The organism is Escherichia sp. MOD1-EC6021 (assembly GCF_002965245.1).
GTDB classification, from domain to species: domain Bacteria; phylum Pseudomonadota; class Gammaproteobacteria; order Enterobacterales; family Enterobacteriaceae; genus Escherichia; species Escherichia coli_F.
The window spans coordinates 1-16,062 of record NZ_PTRU01000001.1; the positions used below are offsets into that span (position 1 = coordinate 1).

The 16,062-nt window shown below is 43.0% G+C and carries 12 protein-coding genes; 8 read left to right on the top strand and 4 right to left on the bottom strand.

Going from position 1 to position 16,062, the window contains the following annotated elements:
- Positions 1 to 122: 122 nt before the first annotated feature.
- Positions 123 to 1,043, bottom strand: coding sequence for a kdo(2)-lipid IV(A) palmitoleoyltransferase (gene lpxP, locus BEB54_RS00005; RefSeq protein ID WP_000484014.1), 921 nt, complete (start codon positions 1,041 to 1,043; stop codon positions 123 to 125).
- 352 nt (positions 1,044 to 1,395) lie between these two features.
- On the opposite strand from lpxP, the gene BEB54_RS00015 reads away from it, so the two are divergent.
- Positions 1,396 to 1,638 (top strand): YfdY family protein, encoded by a 243-nt coding sequence (locus tag BEB54_RS00015; protein WP_000639883.1) that lies wholly within the window; start codon positions 1,396 to 1,398, stop codon positions 1,636 to 1,638.
- Positions 1,639 to 1,714: 76 nt separating this feature from the next.
- Here BEB54_RS00015 and ypdI read toward each other — a convergent pair whose 3' ends face one another.
- Positions 1,715 to 1,990: a colanic acid biosynthesis lipoprotein YpdI gene (gene ypdI, locus BEB54_RS00020; RefSeq protein ID WP_000867670.1), complete on the bottom strand. Its 276-nt coding sequence runs from the start codon at positions 1,988 to 1,990 to the stop codon at positions 1,715 to 1,717.
- 295 nt (positions 1,991 to 2,285) lie between these two features.
- Here ypdI and BEB54_RS00025 point away from each other — a divergent pair, with 295 nt between their 5' ends.
- From BEB54_RS00025 to yfdE, 5 genes are all read left to right on the top strand, one after another.
- Positions 2,286 to 2,918, top strand: a complete 633-nt coding sequence (locus tag BEB54_RS00025; RefSeq protein WP_000825610.1) for a YfdX family protein — start codon at positions 2,286 to 2,288, stop codon at positions 2,916 to 2,918.
- Positions 2,919 to 3,431: 513 nt separating this feature from the next.
- The gene (frc, locus tag BEB54_RS00030) at positions 3,432 to 4,682 is read left to right on the top strand and encodes a formyl-CoA transferase (RefSeq protein ID WP_000106772.1); all 1,251 of its coding nucleotides are present in this window, start codon (positions 3,432 to 3,434) and stop codon (positions 4,680 to 4,682) included.
- A 53-nt stretch (positions 4,683 to 4,735) separates the two neighbouring features.
- Entirely contained in the window at positions 4,736 to 6,430 is a 1,695-nt protein-coding gene (gene oxc, locus BEB54_RS00035; RefSeq protein WP_039020916.1) for an oxalyl-CoA decarboxylase, read from the top strand.
- A 68-nt stretch (positions 6,431 to 6,498) separates the two neighbouring features.
- Positions 6,499 to 7,443 (top strand): transporter YfdV, encoded by a 945-nt coding sequence (yfdV, locus tag BEB54_RS00040; RefSeq protein ID WP_000955028.1) that lies wholly within the window; start codon positions 6,499 to 6,501, stop codon positions 7,441 to 7,443.
- Between the two features lie 73 nt (positions 7,444 to 7,516).
- Positions 7,517 to 8,662, top strand: a complete 1,146-nt coding sequence (gene yfdE, locus BEB54_RS00045; RefSeq protein WP_105277563.1) for a CoA:oxalate CoA-transferase — start codon at positions 7,517 to 7,519, stop codon at positions 8,660 to 8,662.
- A 55-nt stretch (positions 8,663 to 8,717) separates the two neighbouring features.
- On the opposite strand, the gene evgS is transcribed toward yfdE, so the two are convergent.
- Positions 8,718 to 12,311 carry an acid-sensing system histidine kinase EvgS gene (gene evgS, locus BEB54_RS00050; protein WP_105277562.1) on the bottom strand — a complete coding sequence of 1,198 codons (3,594 nt, stop codon included), beginning with the start codon at positions 12,309 to 12,311 and terminating at the stop codon, positions 8,718 to 8,720.
- 4 nt (positions 12,312 to 12,315) lie between these two features.
- Positions 12,316 to 12,930, bottom strand: coding sequence for an acid-sensing system DNA-binding response regulator EvgA (gene evgA, locus BEB54_RS00055; RefSeq protein ID WP_000991370.1), 615 nt, complete (start codon positions 12,928 to 12,930; stop codon positions 12,316 to 12,318).
- A gap of 415 nt (positions 12,931 to 13,345) precedes the next feature.
- Here evgA and emrK point away from each other — a divergent pair, with 415 nt between their 5' ends.
- Together emrK and emrY are read left to right on the top strand one after the other, a co-directional pair.
- Positions 13,346 to 14,509 (top strand): multidrug efflux MFS transporter periplasmic adaptor subunit EmrK, encoded by a 1,164-nt coding sequence (gene emrK, locus BEB54_RS00060; RefSeq protein ID WP_105277561.1) that lies wholly within the window; start codon positions 13,346 to 13,348, stop codon positions 14,507 to 14,509.
- Positions 14,509 to 16,047, top strand: a complete 1,539-nt coding sequence (gene emrY, locus BEB54_RS00065; RefSeq protein WP_039020914.1) for a multidrug efflux MFS transporter permease subunit EmrY — start codon at positions 14,509 to 14,511, stop codon at positions 16,045 to 16,047. Before emrK ends, emrY begins: the two co-directional genes overlap by 1 nt.
- Positions 16,048 to 16,062 lie beyond the last annotated feature (15 nt).

Sequence of the window (16,062 nt, forward strand, 5' to 3'; positions counted from 1 at the left end):
CAGTTTAATTTCTGACGGTAATAATTAGAGATTCAGCGAAGGAAAAAACCTTAAGAAAAAAGCCATAAAAACCATGAGGTTATTATGGCTGATTTGAGGAGGGAAAGAGTAAGAGCAGTTTGTTAAATGTATAACGACGATTCACCCACCGGGCGCGTTTTAAAGCGACGGTGGATCCAGAGGTATTGCTCAGGTGCGCGCATAATCTCTTTCTCGATAATCTTGTTCATATAGGCAGCGGCTTGATTTTCATCTGCCGGGTAGCCTTCCATTTCAGGGGTGATGAACAACCGATATCCGCTGTAATCCGTTTTTCTGACCATCGTTACGGTCAACATGGCTGCGCCAGAGAGACGAGAGAGGACATAGGTGCCATTGGTTGTGGCAACATTTTCTACCGCAAAGAACGGTGCGAAGGAGCTACCTTTACGACCATAATCCTGATCGGGAGCAAACCATACGGCTTCACCTTTCTTCAGCGCACCGACAATACCGCGCAGATTATTTCTGCCGATCATCGCTTTGTTAGAGCGCATGCGACCACGGGTCTGCACCCATTCCATCAGCTGATTATTATGCGGACGATAGGTGGCCATCATTGGCTGACATAGTCCCATCACGCGGCCGCCTAATTCCAGCGACATAAAATGGACGCCGACAACCATCACGCCACGATTTTGCAGTTGTGCGCGTTTGAGGTTATCCAGCCCTTCAACATCAAACCATTTACGTACGCGACTGTCGGGCCAGAACCATGCCATGCCGGTTTCTACCAGCGCCATGCCGAGTGAACGAAAGTTTTCGGCAATCATCTTCTCGCGCTCTTCAGCAGAATGCTGTGGGAAACAAAGTTCCAGGTTCTTACGGGCGATAGATTCACGACGTTTCAGGAATGGTCGCGCCATCGTGCCGATACGCGTGCCGAGAAAACAGAGAACAGGGTAAGGAAGCTGTACCCAAAGCCAGAGTACACCAAGCCCAAACCATGTGAGCCAGTAGCGAGGATGTAGAAACTCGCGGGAAAATTTGCATTTTGGAAACATAGTTACCTTCTGTAGATACGAATTGTTGTATCGCAGAAGATTCCATGTCGACAGCGGTACACTCAATTGATTGGGCCATCATGTACGACAATGGTTCCTGTAAAGAGTGTAAAGACTAGTCAGGACATAACCACGAGGAGCATGAATGCGGTATCTGTACTTTATCACTCGCTGACTGCTTTCAGCTACTGATTATTAATCGTGCAAAGTAAATATTTTTCCGTACGCAACAGTGTTGCATTTAACATGCTGTTTTCATTGATGCTTAGCAAAAATTGCCAGAGGTTAAGGATTGTCTTACTATTAAAGTGACTGAAGTTACAGGTTTTTTAGCGCGGCAGGAGGTTGAGCTATGATTTATTTATGGATGTTTCTCGCCCTGTGCATTGTCTGCGTAAGCGGATACATCGGTCAGGTACTGAACGTGGTCTCGGCGGTCTCTTCTTTCTTCGGCATGGTGATCCTCGCTGCACTCATTTACTACTTCACCATGTGGTTAACTGGCGGTAATGAACTAGTGACGGGGATATTTATGTTTCTTGCCCCGGCTTGTGGCTTGATGATTCGCTTTATGGTGGGGTATGGCAGGCGGTAGTAGTTCAGGATGGATCATTTGGGCAGGTGCTCACATCATCAACAGATATGATTGTTCACCTGCCATGTGACAGACGCTATCGCACAGGATGAATAAGATAATTCGCCTTTGTCGGAAAAGGGGGCGTGATGTCTTCTGTGAGATTTAATGGTGGCGCATCTTCTCTCATCTTAAACAAAATCGCCTGTGATGGTTGAAGTTTTGTAGAATGAGTTGTCGTCATCACTGATGTTTTTTCTGTCTCTTTATAGCTCGTCTCACTTCCACCACCAGAAATGGAAAATGCAAAAACATTGCATGCCATAATAGAGACCAATAAAAATAAGCTAAAAAGCATTAAGTTTACTTTCATAGAAAGTTATCCTGAGAATGGCTCACTGAGAACCTACGATGTTATGGCTGTATTTACATTTAATTAATCAGTATTTACATCGATATAATAAATGACATCTCTTTGTGGTATATAAGAATAGTTCTCTGCGACAGGAAGCATATTCCTACAATTGTAAGACTAAAATACTTCTTGCGATAATAACTACAACTGTAAGATAACCCTTTCAAAATGACCGTTGCTCTCTGATTTCTCATTTCATGCTCACCCAATATGATGGCGGCGTTTTCTAAAACTGTTAAAGAATGAGGTAAGTATGAAACGTTTAATTATGGCTACGATGGTCACAGCGATTTTGGCATCATCAACTGTATGGGCTGCTGATAATGCACCGGTAGCAGCACAACAGCAAACTCAGCAAGTTCAGCAAACCCAGAAAACTGTAGCAGCAGAGCGTATCTCTGAACAGGGTTTATATGCGATGCGTGACGTGCAGGTAGCGCGCCTGGCTCTGTTTCATGGCGATCCGGAAAAGGCAAAAGAACTGACCAATGAAGCTTCCGCTTTGCTGTCAGATGACAGTACTGAATGGGCAAAGTTCGCTAAACCAGGTAAAAAGACCAATATCAATGATGACCAATATATTGTCATTAATGCATCTGTCGGAATTTCTGAGAGTTATGTAGCGACACCAGAAAAAGAAGCAGCGATAAAAATTGCGAATGAAAAAATGGCGAAAGGAGATAAAAAGGGCGCAATGGAAGAGCTTCGCCTGGCCGGTGTTGGCGTAATGGAAAACCAATATCTGATGCCGCTTAAACAGACTCGTAATGCACTTGCTGATGCGCAGAAACTGCTTGATAAAAAGCAATACTACGAGGCAAACCTGGCGCTTAAAGGTGCGGAAGATGGAATCATCGTCGATAGCGAAGCACTGTTTGTGAACTAATGCTGATAGGCAGCATATTGAAGTAAAAGATTTTACTCCCTCCAGGCGACAATTTTTTATGACCACAATACGACCGATTGTGGTCATAAAATTATTTGGCGCTCGCGGTTCTATAAACACGCATTTTCTATTCCTCAAAGTAAACATCAATAATCCCGTGTCATCACGAAATCATTGTTTATGTTATGTTTTATGGTACGATTTAAAAATCGTAATCATTTCCCTAACTGTAAATCACAATCGCTTCTTACAGTTGTAAGAATAACATCACAAATGTCGCGGCTCTCTCTGATTACCGCAAACCAATATTTATCATATTCTTCTTTTCGTCCTCACTACTTACCATGCAAAAAGGAATTGGAAGTGGCGATGAAATGATTTTCAGCACTTGATACAGGAATTTAAAAATATCGAGTGCAGCTACGACGATATTTTGCGGATTATTTATAGAGGGCGTTATGCCTTAAATAAACGCTAAATTAACATATATTTAATTAACTAATAGGTATTGCTATGTCAACTCCACTTCAAGGAATTAAAGTTCTCGATTTCACCGGTGTGCAATCTGGCCCATCTTGTACTCAGATGCTGGCGTGGTTTGGCGCTGACGTCATTAAAATTGAACGTCCCGGCGTTGGTGACGTAACGCGTCGCCAGCTGCGAGATATTCCTGATATCGATGCACTTTACTTCACCATGCTTAACAGCAACAAACGTTCTATTGAATTAAATACCAAAACAGCGGAAGGCAAAGAGGTAATGGAAAAGCTGATCCGCGAAGCTGATATCTTAGTCGAGAACTTTCATCCAGGGGCCATTGATCACATGGGCTTCACCTGGGAGCATATTCAGGAAATCAATCCACGTTTGATTTTTGGTTCGATCAAAGGGTTTGATGAGTGTTCGCCTTATGTGAATGTAAAAGCCTATGAAAACGTTGCTCAGGCAGCGGGTGGCGCGGCATCCACTACGGGTTTTTGGGACGGCCCGCCGCTGGTAAGCGCTGCAGCGTTGGGTGACAGCAACACCGGAATGCATTTGCTGATCGGTTTACTTGCTGCTTTGCTGCATCGCGAAAAAACGGGGCGTGGGCAACGAGTTACCATGTCAATGCAGGATGCCGTGTTGAACCTTTGCCGCGTGAAATTACGTGACCAGCAGCGCCTCGATAAGCTGGGTTATCTGGAAGAATACCCGCAGTATCCGAATGGCACATTTGGCGACGCAGTACCACGCGGTGGTAATGCGGGTGGTGGCGGTCAGCCTGGCTGGATCCTGAAATGTAAAGGCTGGGAAACCGATCCTAACGCCTATATTTATTTCACTATTCAGGAGCAAAACTGGGAAAACACCTGTAAAGCTATCGGCAAACCAGAATGGATTACCGATCCGGCATACAGTACAGCTCATGCCCGACAGCCACATATTTTCGATATTTTTGCTGAAATCGAAAAATACACTGTCACTATTGATAAACATGAAGCGGTGGCCTATTTGACTCAGTTTGATATTCCTTGTGCACCGGTTTTAAGTATGAAAGAAATTTCACTTGATCCCTCTTTGCGCCAAAGTGGCAGTGTTGTCGAAGTGGAGCAACCGTTGCGTGGAAAATATCTGACAGTTGGTTGTCCAATGAAATTCTCTGCCTTTACGCCGGATATTAAAGCTGCGCCGCTATTAGGTGAACATACCGCTGCTGTATTGCAGGAGCTGGGTTATAGCGACGATGAAATTGCTGCAATGAAGCAAAACCACGCCATCTGATATTAACGGGGGCTTCTGGCTCCCAATTTATAAAAATTTCGAGGTTATTAATCATGTCAGATCAACTTCAAATGACAGATGGTATGCATATCATCGTTGAAGCATTAAAACAGAATAATATTGACACTATTTATGGTGTTGTAGGTATTCCTGTGACGGATATGGCGCGCCATGCCCAGGCGGAAGGCATTCGTTATATTGGTTTTCGTCATGAGCAATCTGCAGGCTATGCGGCTGCGGCAAGCGGTTTTCTTACCCAAAAGCCAGGGATCTGCCTGACCGTTTCTGCGCCAGGATTCCTCAATGGTTTGACCGCATTGGCCAACGCAACAGTAAATGGTTTTCCGATGATCATGATCAGCGGCTCCAGCGATCGCGCGATCGTTGATCTCCAGCAAGGTGATTATGAAGAGCTGGACCAAATGAATGCGGCAAAACCCTATGCCAAAGCGGCATTCCGCGTTAACCAGCCGCAGGATCTTGGCATTGCGTTGGCACGCGCTATCCGGGTCTCCGTTTCGGGTCGCCCTGGCGGTGTTTATCTTGATTTGCCAGCAAATGTCCTGGCTGCGACGATGGAAAAAGACGAGGCATTAGCCACTATTGTTAAAGTTGAAAACCCATCGCCAGCGTTATTGCCATGCCCGAAGTCAGTCACTAGTGCAATTTCGCTGTTAGCAAAAGCAGAACGGCCATTAATTATCCTTGGTAAAGGCGCGGCGTATTCACAAGCTGATGAGCAGCTTCGTGAGTTTATTGAAAGTACCCAGATTCCATTCCTGCCAATGTCTATGGCGAAAGGGATCCTGGAAGATACGCATCCACTTTCTGCGGCGGCTGCGCGTTCGTTTGCGCTGGCAAATGCTGATGTTGTCATGCTTGTTGGGGCGCGACTGAATTGGTTACTGGCGCACGGTAAAAAAGGATGGGCGGCAGATACACAGTTTATTCAACTGGATATAGAACCGCAGGAAATTGACAGCAACCGCCCCATTGCTGTGCCAGTCGTTGGCGATATTGCATCCAGTATGCACGGTATGCTGGCAGAACTGAAACAAAACACATTTACGACTCCACTGGTGTGGCGCGATATTTTAAATATCCACAAGCAGCAAAATGCGCAAAAAATGCATGAAAAGTTAAGTACAGATACCCAACCATTAAATTACTTTAATGCATTGAGTGCGGTGCGCGATGTATTGCGCGAGAACCAGGATATTTATTTAGTTAATGAAGGGGCAAATACTCTGGATAATGCACGAAATATTATTGATATGTATAAACCACGTCGTCGTCTGGATTGTGGCACCTGGGGTGTCATGGGCATCGGTATGGGCTATGCCATCGGTGCTAGCGTGACCTCTGGTTCTCCGGTTGTCGCCATTGAAGGTGATAGTGCTTTTGGTTTCAGTGGGATGGAGATTGAAACGATTTGTCGATATAACCTGCCGGTGACAATCGTTATTTTTAATAATGGCGGCATCTACAGAGGAGACGGTGTTGATCTCAGTGGCGCTGGTGCACCATCACCAACAGATCTATTGCACCATGCAAGGTATGACAAATTAATGGATGCATTTCGTGGCGTTGGATATAACGTCACCACGACAGATGAACTTCGTCATGCTTTAACCACCGGTATTCAGTCGCGCAAACCGACCATTATTAATGTGGTCATCGACCCAGCAGCAGGAACTGAAAGTGGCCATATTACCAAACTTAACCCAAAACAAGTCGCTGGTAATTAAATACTGACATCGTCTCCTCTTGCCAACTCATTATCGATGGTGAGGGGACCCTTATCGGAAATACTATTATGCTAACATTTTTTATTGGCGATTTATTGCCTATTATCGTAATCATGCTGTTGGGTTATTTTAGCGGCAGACGAGAAACTTTTTCAGAAGATCAAGCCCGGGCATTTAATAAACTGGTATTAAACTACGCTCTTCCTGCGGCCCTATTTGTTTCTATTACCCGGGCAAACAGGGAAATGATTTTTGCGGACACTCGCCTGACCCTTGTATCACTTGTGGTTATTGTCGGATGTTTCTTTTTCTCCTGGTTTGGTTGCTACAAATTTTTTAAACGTACCCATGCAGAAGCAGCAGTATGTGCATTAATTGCAGGTTCACCTACCATTGGATTCCTGGGGTTTGCAGTTCTCGACCCTATTTATGGTGATTCCGTATCAACAGGTTTAGTGGTAGCAATTATTTCTATTATTGTTAACGCAATTACTATTCCTATTGGTCTGTATTTGCTGAATCCCTCCTCAGGAGCGGATGGTAAGAAGAATAGCAATCTGAGCGCGTTAATCTCTGCGGCAAAGGAGCCAGTCGTATGGGCACCTGTTCTGGCAACGATCCTGGTGTTGGTTGGGGTAAAAATTCCGGCAGCATGGGACCCAACCTTTAATCTGATTGCGAAGGCTAACTCAGGGGTAGCGGTATTCGCTGCGGGGTTGACTCTGGCTGCACATAAATTCGAGTTCAGTGCTGAAATTGCTTATAACACCTTCCTGAAGCTGATTCTGATGCCACTGGCACTGCTTCTCGTTGGTATGGCATGTCATTTGAACAGCGAACATCTGCAGATGATGGTACTGGCAGGCGCATTACCGCCGGCATTCTCCGGAATCATTATTGCCAGCCGGTTTAATGTCTACACCCGCACTGGTACAGCGTCATTGGCTGTTAGCGTGCTGGGTTTTGTCGTCACGGCTCCCTTGTGGATTTATGTCAGTCGACTGGTTTCATAATTAATCATGTTATTAATTTTCATAAATGCCGAAGAGTCTTTTCACCTTCGGCTTTTTTTCAAGGCATAAGCAAATGACAAATACTGAAAGCAAAGGCCCATTTGAAGGGTTATTAGTTATTGATATGACTCATGTCCTTAATGGGCCTTTCGGAACTCAACTTCTTTGTAATATGGGCGCAAGGGTAATTAAAGTTGAGCCGCCAGGTCATGGTGATGATACCCGCACATTTGGTCCCTATGTGGATGGACAGTCACTCTATTACAGTTTTATTAATCATGGCAAAGAGAGTGTGGTTCTTGATTTAAAGAATGACCACGATAAAAGTATATTTATAAATATGCTTAAACAAGCTGATGTATTAGCCGAGAATTTCCGCCCAGGTACAATGGAAAAAATGGGGTTTTCGTGGGAAACGCTACAAGAAATCAACCCACGTCTCATCTATGCTTCATCGTCAGGTTTCGGACATACCGGTCCGCTAAAAGATGCTCCGGCCTACGATACCATTATTCAGGCAATGAGTGGAATAATGATGGAAACGGGATATCCTGATGCTCCGCCAGTGCGTGTTGGCACCTCTCTTGCAGATCTCTGTGGCGGTGTCTATTTATTCAGTGGAATCGTGAGTGCGCTTTATGGCCGCGAAAAGAGCCAGCGAGGGGCGCATGTCGATATCGCGATGTTTGATGCCACTCTGAGTTTTCTGGAGCATGGACTGATGGCATATATCGCGACAGGGAAGTCACCACAACGCCTGGGAAATCGCCATCCCTACATGGCTCCTTTTGATGTGTTCGATACTCAGGATAAACCAATTACTATTTGTTGTGGTAATGACAAGCTTTTTTCTGCGTTATGCCAGGCACTGGATCTGACGGAACTTGTTGATGATCTCCGATTTAACAGCAATATTTTACGTGTACAAAATCAAGCTATTCTTAAACAATATATTGAGCGGACGTTAAAAACGCAGGCAGCTGAAGTTTGGTTAGCCAGAATAAATGAAGTTGGTGTGCCTGTAGCGCCGCTATTAAGTGTGGCTGAGGCCATTAATTTGCCACAAACTCAGGCGAGAAATATGTTGATTGAAGCTGGCGGAATAATGATGCCGGGTAATCCGATAAAAATCAGCGGCTGTGCGGACCCGCATGTTATGCCGGGAGCGGCAACGCTCGACCAGCATGGGGAACAAATTCGCCAGGAATTCTCATCGTAAATGTTAGATGTGCTGGTAAATAGCTCCCACATTTGAACATTGTGGGAACCGCTATTTAGTCATTTTGTTGACAGAAAACCGCAATCTCCTGGTCTAACTCTGCAATGTGTTCTTTAACAGAGTTCAGCAACTTAAGAATTTCAGGCTTGCTGTCATCTGAAACGGGCGTTATTTCTAACTGGTGGCTAAGATTAATCAACTTTTGCAAATTCAGGATGTTAGCCGCACCGTGGATGCGATGAATACACTGATGGAAAGTTCTGTTATCGCCAGCTTCTAACGCATGAAACGCAGCGGGTAGATCTTTATGCGTTTCATGCTGGAAAGTCATGAGAATCTCCTGCATCAGTTGTAGATCGTTCGCCGTATTATTTTTCAGGGCCTCGATATCAAGGTGGCGATACTGAGGTGCAATATGCGCAACCTGGTGTAACTGACTTAAATGTGTTTTCAGTACATCCAGGGTTAACGGTTTGAACAAACATAAGTTCATGCCGCAATTTAACCCTTTTTCACGTTCGTTAGCCTGTGCGTTGGCTGTAAGCCCCCAGATGGGTAAGGAAGAATTTTGCTCACGGAGTTTGCGAGTCAACTCAAAACCATCCATATTCGGCATATTAACGTCAGTAATAAGCAGATCATAATGTTGCATACTGACTTTGTGTAGCGCTTGCACACCATCAGTTGCTTCATCAACATCATATCCTAATAGGTTTAGCTGGCGTTTGAGTAATAGCCTGTTGGTCGGATGATCATCCGCGATTAATATGCTCAACTTTTCAGGGAGTGTCATAGGTTGTTCTGCTTTTGCCTCGACAGTCGCCACTTGTTGGGTAATTTCTACCGGGATTGTGATCGTAAATGTCGTTCCTATGCCTGGATGACTTTCTAATGACAAATCGCCCTGCATGTTTTTAATTAATTCTTTGCAGATCATTAAGCCTAAACCAGAACCTGTTTGCTGACGACCTGCTGTTGTTTGGCTATAGCGTTTAAACAGTTGTTGTTGTTCTTCCTGCGATAATCCGCTTCCGGTGTCCATAATGGTCATTTTGATAACAGCGTGGTTGTCATCAATATGAACCAGGGAAGTCGTAATTTTTACTGCCCCCTCGGTGGTAAATTTAAGGGCATTACTCAGTAAATTAGACAGCACCTGCTTAAATGCTTGAGGGTCGATTTTAACCAGGTAGCGTTCAGGAAGCGTGCTGCTGCAATTTAATGCGATGGATTTGCTTGCAGCAATCGCACCGAAAGAATGACAAGTGTTTTGGACTAAAGTAGGGATATCGACCCATTGTGGTTGAAGTTGATAGTTACCCGACTCAATTTTGTCGACATCAAGGATTTCACCAATTAAGCCGAGGAGCGACTGTCCGGTGGCGTAAGCAAGTGAAATCGCCTCCACACGTTGCTCCTTGCTAAGACCTGAACCCGACAGAAGTTCCAGGAAGCCCATAATGGAGCTTATTGGTGTTCTTATTTCGTGACTCATTGTTGCCAGGAACTGGCTTTTTGCGACAGTTGCATTGATCGCTTTATTTCTTTCTACTTCGAGTGCATGAATTAAATCACGCGTCTCGGTAATATCTTGCCAACCACAAATATATACTGCATTGTCACTTGCAGGTAAATTACATAATGTATGCCAATGATTAATGCATCTTTTTTCAGTACCATTATTAATTTCAAAAACTTGGCTATATATTGTTCTGTTTTCTTTCGTTTCTGCTGTGACTTCATGCACATTAGAAAAAACATCTTTAAAGGGGGAGTCACTGTTTTCTAATGGTAACATTGCATTTTTGTAGTAATCAGCAGTGAAATAATGTTCAAATGCACTATTGTGACTAATGACATTACCTTGCCAGTTTACAACATAAGTTGGATTCGGTAAGGAATCCGAGAGTGCTTTCCGGAATGATATTTGGTTTTCTAAATCACCCTGAATTACCTTACGACGACGAACTGAGCGTAACAGGTAGAATCCCCATAAAAGGCTACTGCCAACTAATAAAACGGATAAAGTCGTAACAATGTAAAATTGCTCACTATAGAGGTCCCATGTGTCAATGGTCACATTGGGCATTTTGATCCATTTTTCCGTCAGGCGCAGAACTTCGCTTGGGGGAATTGCATTCAATGCTTTATTAATAATATCCTTAAGTTCTGGTTCTCCGCGAGGAAAAGCGAACGAAAGCGATGCATTCTCAACGCCGGGAATAAGAAAATGATAAAGCTCATTAGGATAGTAATGGTCGATCATGTAACGCGAATTTAGCTGTGTCGCGACCAGGGCATCAAGTTCACCTTCCTTAACCTTGTGAAATGCAGCGCTAGCATTATCGACTTGTATCCACTCAACCTCCGGATACATCTCTTTCAATTGCGAATGAAGCTCATAATAATATGGAATGGCAACTTTCATTCCTTTTTTTAAAGTTTGTTCACTATCAGGCGCTTTTTGCATGACGAAAACGTAAGGCGTTGTTATGAAGGCTTCAGCAAATAAAACATTATTTTCTCGATCTTCACTATAAATAGCACCAGGTAATATATCCCATCCACCGGGATTAAGCTGTGTTCCGGCATGGATATTGTGTGAAACGGTGATCGGAGAAAAATTTAAACCTGTTTGCAAGGTAATAATATTAAGAATATCCCCCATAACGCCCCGAACCGAGCCATTTTCATCAGTCATAGAATAGGGAGGGGAGTAAGGATTTTCCAGCACCTTTAAATCGGGATGTTGCTTAATCCACTGTTTTTCATGTTCAGTGAGTTCTAATGGTTTGTTCAGAAAGGCCAGGTTTCCTGTATCAAGCCAATTTTGTGATACTTCATAGCGAACTTCATTTGTTAAAGCATCAACAAACCGATTGAGTACTTCATTAAGAATGACGGATTCTTTTCTGGTCAAGAAAAAATTATATTGACGCGGCGAGTTATAATATTTCACTACATTTAAGGAGTGAGTGAAATAGCGGGAAATCATACTGCTGGTAATGATGTTACTACCAATAAAGTAATCATTATGTCCGGTAGAAACGGATGCTAATGCCTGATATAAATTTGTAAAAGAGATAATTGTTGCTTTTGGAAATGATTGATGAATTACCTCGTCTGGGGGGTAATTTGCTACCCGAGCAATATTTACTGGTTTTGGTGAGGTAAGCGGTCGCATTGAGTCGTGAAGGGTGGTTACCAGCGCCGGAAAGGTAATTATCAATGGTTTGGTTGCAGCAATGTCATTATTAAGAGGCGGAGAAGTAACTAAATGTGATAACACTATATCGACTTCACCTTCTGCAAGCGCGTCCATTGCTTTTTGATGATCTGCGTATTCCCGGAGTGTTAATTTGATATTTAACGCTCTTTTTAAAAGATTTAAATAATCCGCATTAATACCACGAACCCGTTGCTGCGAATCGGTATGCAACAACGTAGCCGTTTGGGACTTGTGTACTGCAATCACAAGATTTTTTTTGCTCGCTAACCAACGTAATTCCTTGTTGCTCAGACGTAGTGGATCAAGCGTGACACGGTTGTTACTACTGATGCCACGATATTCGATGTAATCTTCGTCTGCGAAACTTATGGTCGACCAAAGACCACAACAGAGAAGAAAAAAATAGGGTAAAAACTTCATGTGATTAGCCGATTTTGTTACGTTGCGCGAATGTGTAAAGATCCATCAGTGATTTACATTCTAATTTTTCCATCAGGCGACTTTTATACGTGCTGACAGTTTTGTTGCTGATGAACATTTTTTCCGCAATGTCATTATTGTCCTTGCCATCAAGAATATACCTCATGACACTAATTTCTTGTTTCGATAAGGAGTCGAGTTTTTGCTGGTCGGACGTTAAACTTCCAACAAACCGGTTGAGAGAGAAAGGGAAATAGCAGTAGCCATTTTTTGCAGCTTCAATAGCCGCAATGATATTGTTCATGCCTTCTTTTTTACTCACGAATCCATTAGCGCCTGCATCAGCACAATGTTTCCCGTAAAAATGGTCATTTTTAGCGGAGACGATAATAATAATTCCGCTATATTGGCGCTTCCTCAGCGTTTCTAACACCTGGATACCGTTAACTCCGGGGATATCGACATCAATGATGACGATATCAGGTTTAAGTGTTTCCACCCGCTGAACGGCACTTCCCCCTTCAGTCAACTCCGCTAAGATTTCAATATCGTTTTTGATCAATAAATTACGGATTGCTGCGATAGCAAGAGGATGGTCATCAATAATTATTGCGTTCATAGATTATTCCCTTTGCAATGAAGCATCTCCCTTCTCCCTGTAGTAATACAGACATAAGGCATCATCTCATTTTCTCAATCAAAATAAGAAAATTTGAGCTTCCTTTAAGATAATTCAAAAAGTATACCATATAAATAGTCGGCATAAATGAAATGTCAACAATAAAATCAGGGATAATACCGCTAACTTATAGTTTCAAATGAGTACTATAAGGCTTCTTATTAATCCTACAGGCGTAAGAATTGTATTGCAAAAGTCACGGTTTAGTCCTCTGTTGTATCTTCTGCAACTCCTTTAAATTAGGCCTCCAACGTTCCTGGGATAATGTGTAACACATGCACTGTGTTTGATATGAAGAATGAATACTCTTTTCATTCAATTCATAAATTTCATCTATGCGAAATGAGAGATAATAGTGGAACAGATTAATTCAAATAAAAAACATTCTGACAGAAGAAAATATTTTGCTTTATTAGCAGTGGTTTTATTTATTGCGTTTTCAGGAGCCTATGCCTATTGGTCACTGGAATTAGAAGACATGATTAGTACAGATGACGCCTATGTTACGGGGAATGCTGATCCAATTTCTGCACAAGTCTCAGGCAGTGTCACTGTCGTTAATCATAAAGATACGAACTTTGTTCGACAGGGTGACATTTTAGTTTCACTGGATAAAACTGATGCTACGATTGCACTCAATAAAGCTAAAAATAATCTGGCAAATATTGTGCGACAAACGAATAAACTATACTTACAGGATAAACAATACAGTGCCGAAGTCGCTTCAGCACGTATCCAGTATCAACAATCTTTAGAAGATTATAATCGTCGTGTGCCGCTAGCAAAGCAGGGGGTTATTTCAAAAGAAACGCTGGAGCACACCAAAGATACGTTAATAAGTAGCAAAGCGGCATTGAATGCAGCTATTCAGGCTTATAAAGCGAACAAAGCCTTAGTAATGAACACACCATTAAATCGCCAGCCACAAGTTGTTGAAGCTGCGGATGCAACCAAAGAAGCCTGGTTAGCGCTTAAGCGTACGGATATTAAGAGTCCGGTTACTGGTTATATTGCCCAGCGAAGTGTGCAGGTTGGCGAAACAGTGAGTCCTGGACAATCGTTAATGGCTGTCGTACCGGCACGTCAAATGTGGGTTAATGCCAACTTTAAAGAAACACAACTCACGGATGTACGGATTGGTCAATCGGTTAATATAATCAGCGATCTTTATGGTGAAAATGTTGTGTTTCATGGTCGGGTGACAGGGATCAATATGGGAACCGGCAATGCGTTCTCCTTATTACCTGCACAAAATGCGACAGGGAACTGGATCAAAATCGTTCAGCGTGTACCGGTTGAGGTGTCTCTGGATCCAAAAGAACTCATGGAACATCCCTTGCGCATTGGTTTATCGATGACTGCAACCATTGATACCAAGAACGAAGACATTGCCGATATGCCTGATCTGGCTTCATCCGTGACGTCCATGCCTGCTTACACCAGTAAGGCCTTAGTTATCGATACCAGTCCGATAGAAAAAGAGATTAACAACATTATTTCTCATAATGGACAACTTTAATGGCAATCACTAAATCAACTCCGGCACCATTAACCGGTGGGACGTTATGGTGCGTCACTATTGCATTGTCATTAGCGACGTTTATGCAAATGTTGGACTCCACTATTTCTAACGTCGCAATACCCACAATATCTGGCTTTCTCGGAGCATCAACTGACGAAGGCACATGGGTTATCACATCGTTTGGCGTAGCAAATGCCATTGCGATCCCTGTTACCGGCAGGCTGGCACAAAGAATAGGCGAATTAAGGTTATTTTTACTATCAGTAACCTTCTTTTCGCTGTCTTCATTAATGTGTAGTCTTTCGACTAATCTTGATGTTCTTATATTTTTTAGAGTCGTCCAGGGATTAATGGCGGGGCCGTTAATTCCATTGTCACAGAGTTTATTATTAAGGAATTATCCGCCAGAAAAAAGAACATTTGCTTTGGCGTTATGGTCAATGACCGTAATTATCGCTCCGATTTGTGGGCCGATATTGGGTGGCTATATTTGTGATAACTTTAGTTGGGGATGGATATTTTTAATCAATGTCCCTATGGGGATTATCGTCCTGACATTATGTTTAACTTTACTTAAAGGAAGAGAAACTGAAACTTCACCGGTCAAAATGAATTTACCAGGGTTGACCCTGTTAGTGCTCGGTGTTGGTGGCTTGCAAATTATGCTTGATAAAGGGCGCGATCTGGATTGGTTTAACTCGAGTACAATCATAATATTAACAATAGTGTCAATTATTTCTCTGATCTCTTTAGTAATTTGGGAGTCGACCTCAGAGAACCCAATTCTTGACCTCAGTTTATTCAAGTCGCGTAATTTCACCATTGGTATTGTGTGTATCACATGTGCATATTTATTTTACTCTGGGGCGATTGTACTTATGCCGCAGTTGCTGCAGGAAACTATGGGGTATAATGCGATATGGGCCGGGCTTGCCTATGCGCCAATCGGCATAATGCCACTATTAATATCGCCTTTAATAGGACGTTATGGCAACAAAATTGATATGCGTGCATTGGTTACATTTAGTTTTTTGATGTATGCGGTTTGCTATTACTGGCGTTCTGTGACATTTATGCCAACGATTGATTTCACAGGCATCATTTTGCCACAGTTTTTCCAGGGATTCGCCGTTGCCTGTTTCTTTTTACCCTTAACAACGATTTCGTTTTCAGGGTTGCCAGATAATAAATTTGCCAATGCCTCGAGTATGAGTAATTTTTTTCGTACCCTGTCAGGATCAGTTGGTACGTCGTTGACAATGACGTTGTGGGGACGACGCGAATCGTTACACCATAGTCAGTTGACAGCAACCATCGATCAATTTAACCCCGTGTTTAATTCATCATCACAAATTATGGATAAATACTATGGTTCGCTTTCAGGGGTTCTTAATGAAATTAATAATGAAATAACCCAGCAGTCACTTTCTATTTCTGCAAATGAGATTTTCCGTATGGCGGCTATTGCTTTTATCTTACTTACAGTTTTAGTTTGGTTCGCGAGACCGCCGTTTACAGCGAAAGGCGTTGGGTGATGGTAAAAAGAGGAG

What these genes read in the sequence shown, in the direction of transcription:
- lpxP (WP_000484014.1), bottom strand. Translation starts at nt 1,043, where the DNA reads ATGTTTCCAAAATGCAAATTTTCCCGCGAGTTTCTACATCCTCGCTAC.
- yfdV (WP_000955028.1), top strand. Translation starts at nt 6,499, where the DNA reads ATGCTAACATTTTTTATTGGCGATTTATTGCCTATTATCGTAATCATG.
- evgS (WP_105277562.1), bottom strand. Translation starts at nt 12,311, where the DNA reads ATGAAGTTTTTACCCTATTTTTTTCTTCTCTGTTGTGGTCTTTGGTCG.
- emrY (WP_039020914.1), top strand. Translation starts at nt 14,509, where the DNA reads ATGGCAATCACTAAATCAACTCCGGCACCATTAACCGGTGGGACGTTA.
- frc (WP_000106772.1), top strand. Translation starts at nt 3,432, where the DNA reads ATGTCAACTCCACTTCAAGGAATTAAAGTTCTCGATTTCACCGGTGTG.
- ypdI (WP_000867670.1), bottom strand. Translation starts at nt 1,990, where the DNA reads ATGAAAGTAAACTTAATGCTTTTTAGCTTATTTTTATTGGTCTCTATT.
- BEB54_RS00025 (WP_000825610.1), top strand. Translation starts at nt 2,286, where the DNA reads ATGAAACGTTTAATTATGGCTACGATGGTCACAGCGATTTTGGCATCA.
- BEB54_RS00015 (WP_000639883.1), top strand. Translation starts at nt 1,396, where the DNA reads ATGATTTATTTATGGATGTTTCTCGCCCTGTGCATTGTCTGCGTAAGC.
- evgA (WP_000991370.1), bottom strand. Translation starts at nt 12,930, where the DNA reads ATGAACGCAATAATTATTGATGACCATCCTCTTGCTATCGCAGCAATC.
- yfdE (WP_105277563.1), top strand. Translation starts at nt 7,517, where the DNA reads ATGACAAATACTGAAAGCAAAGGCCCATTTGAAGGGTTATTAGTTATT.
- oxc (WP_039020916.1), top strand. Translation starts at nt 4,736, where the DNA reads ATGTCAGATCAACTTCAAATGACAGATGGTATGCATATCATCGTTGAA.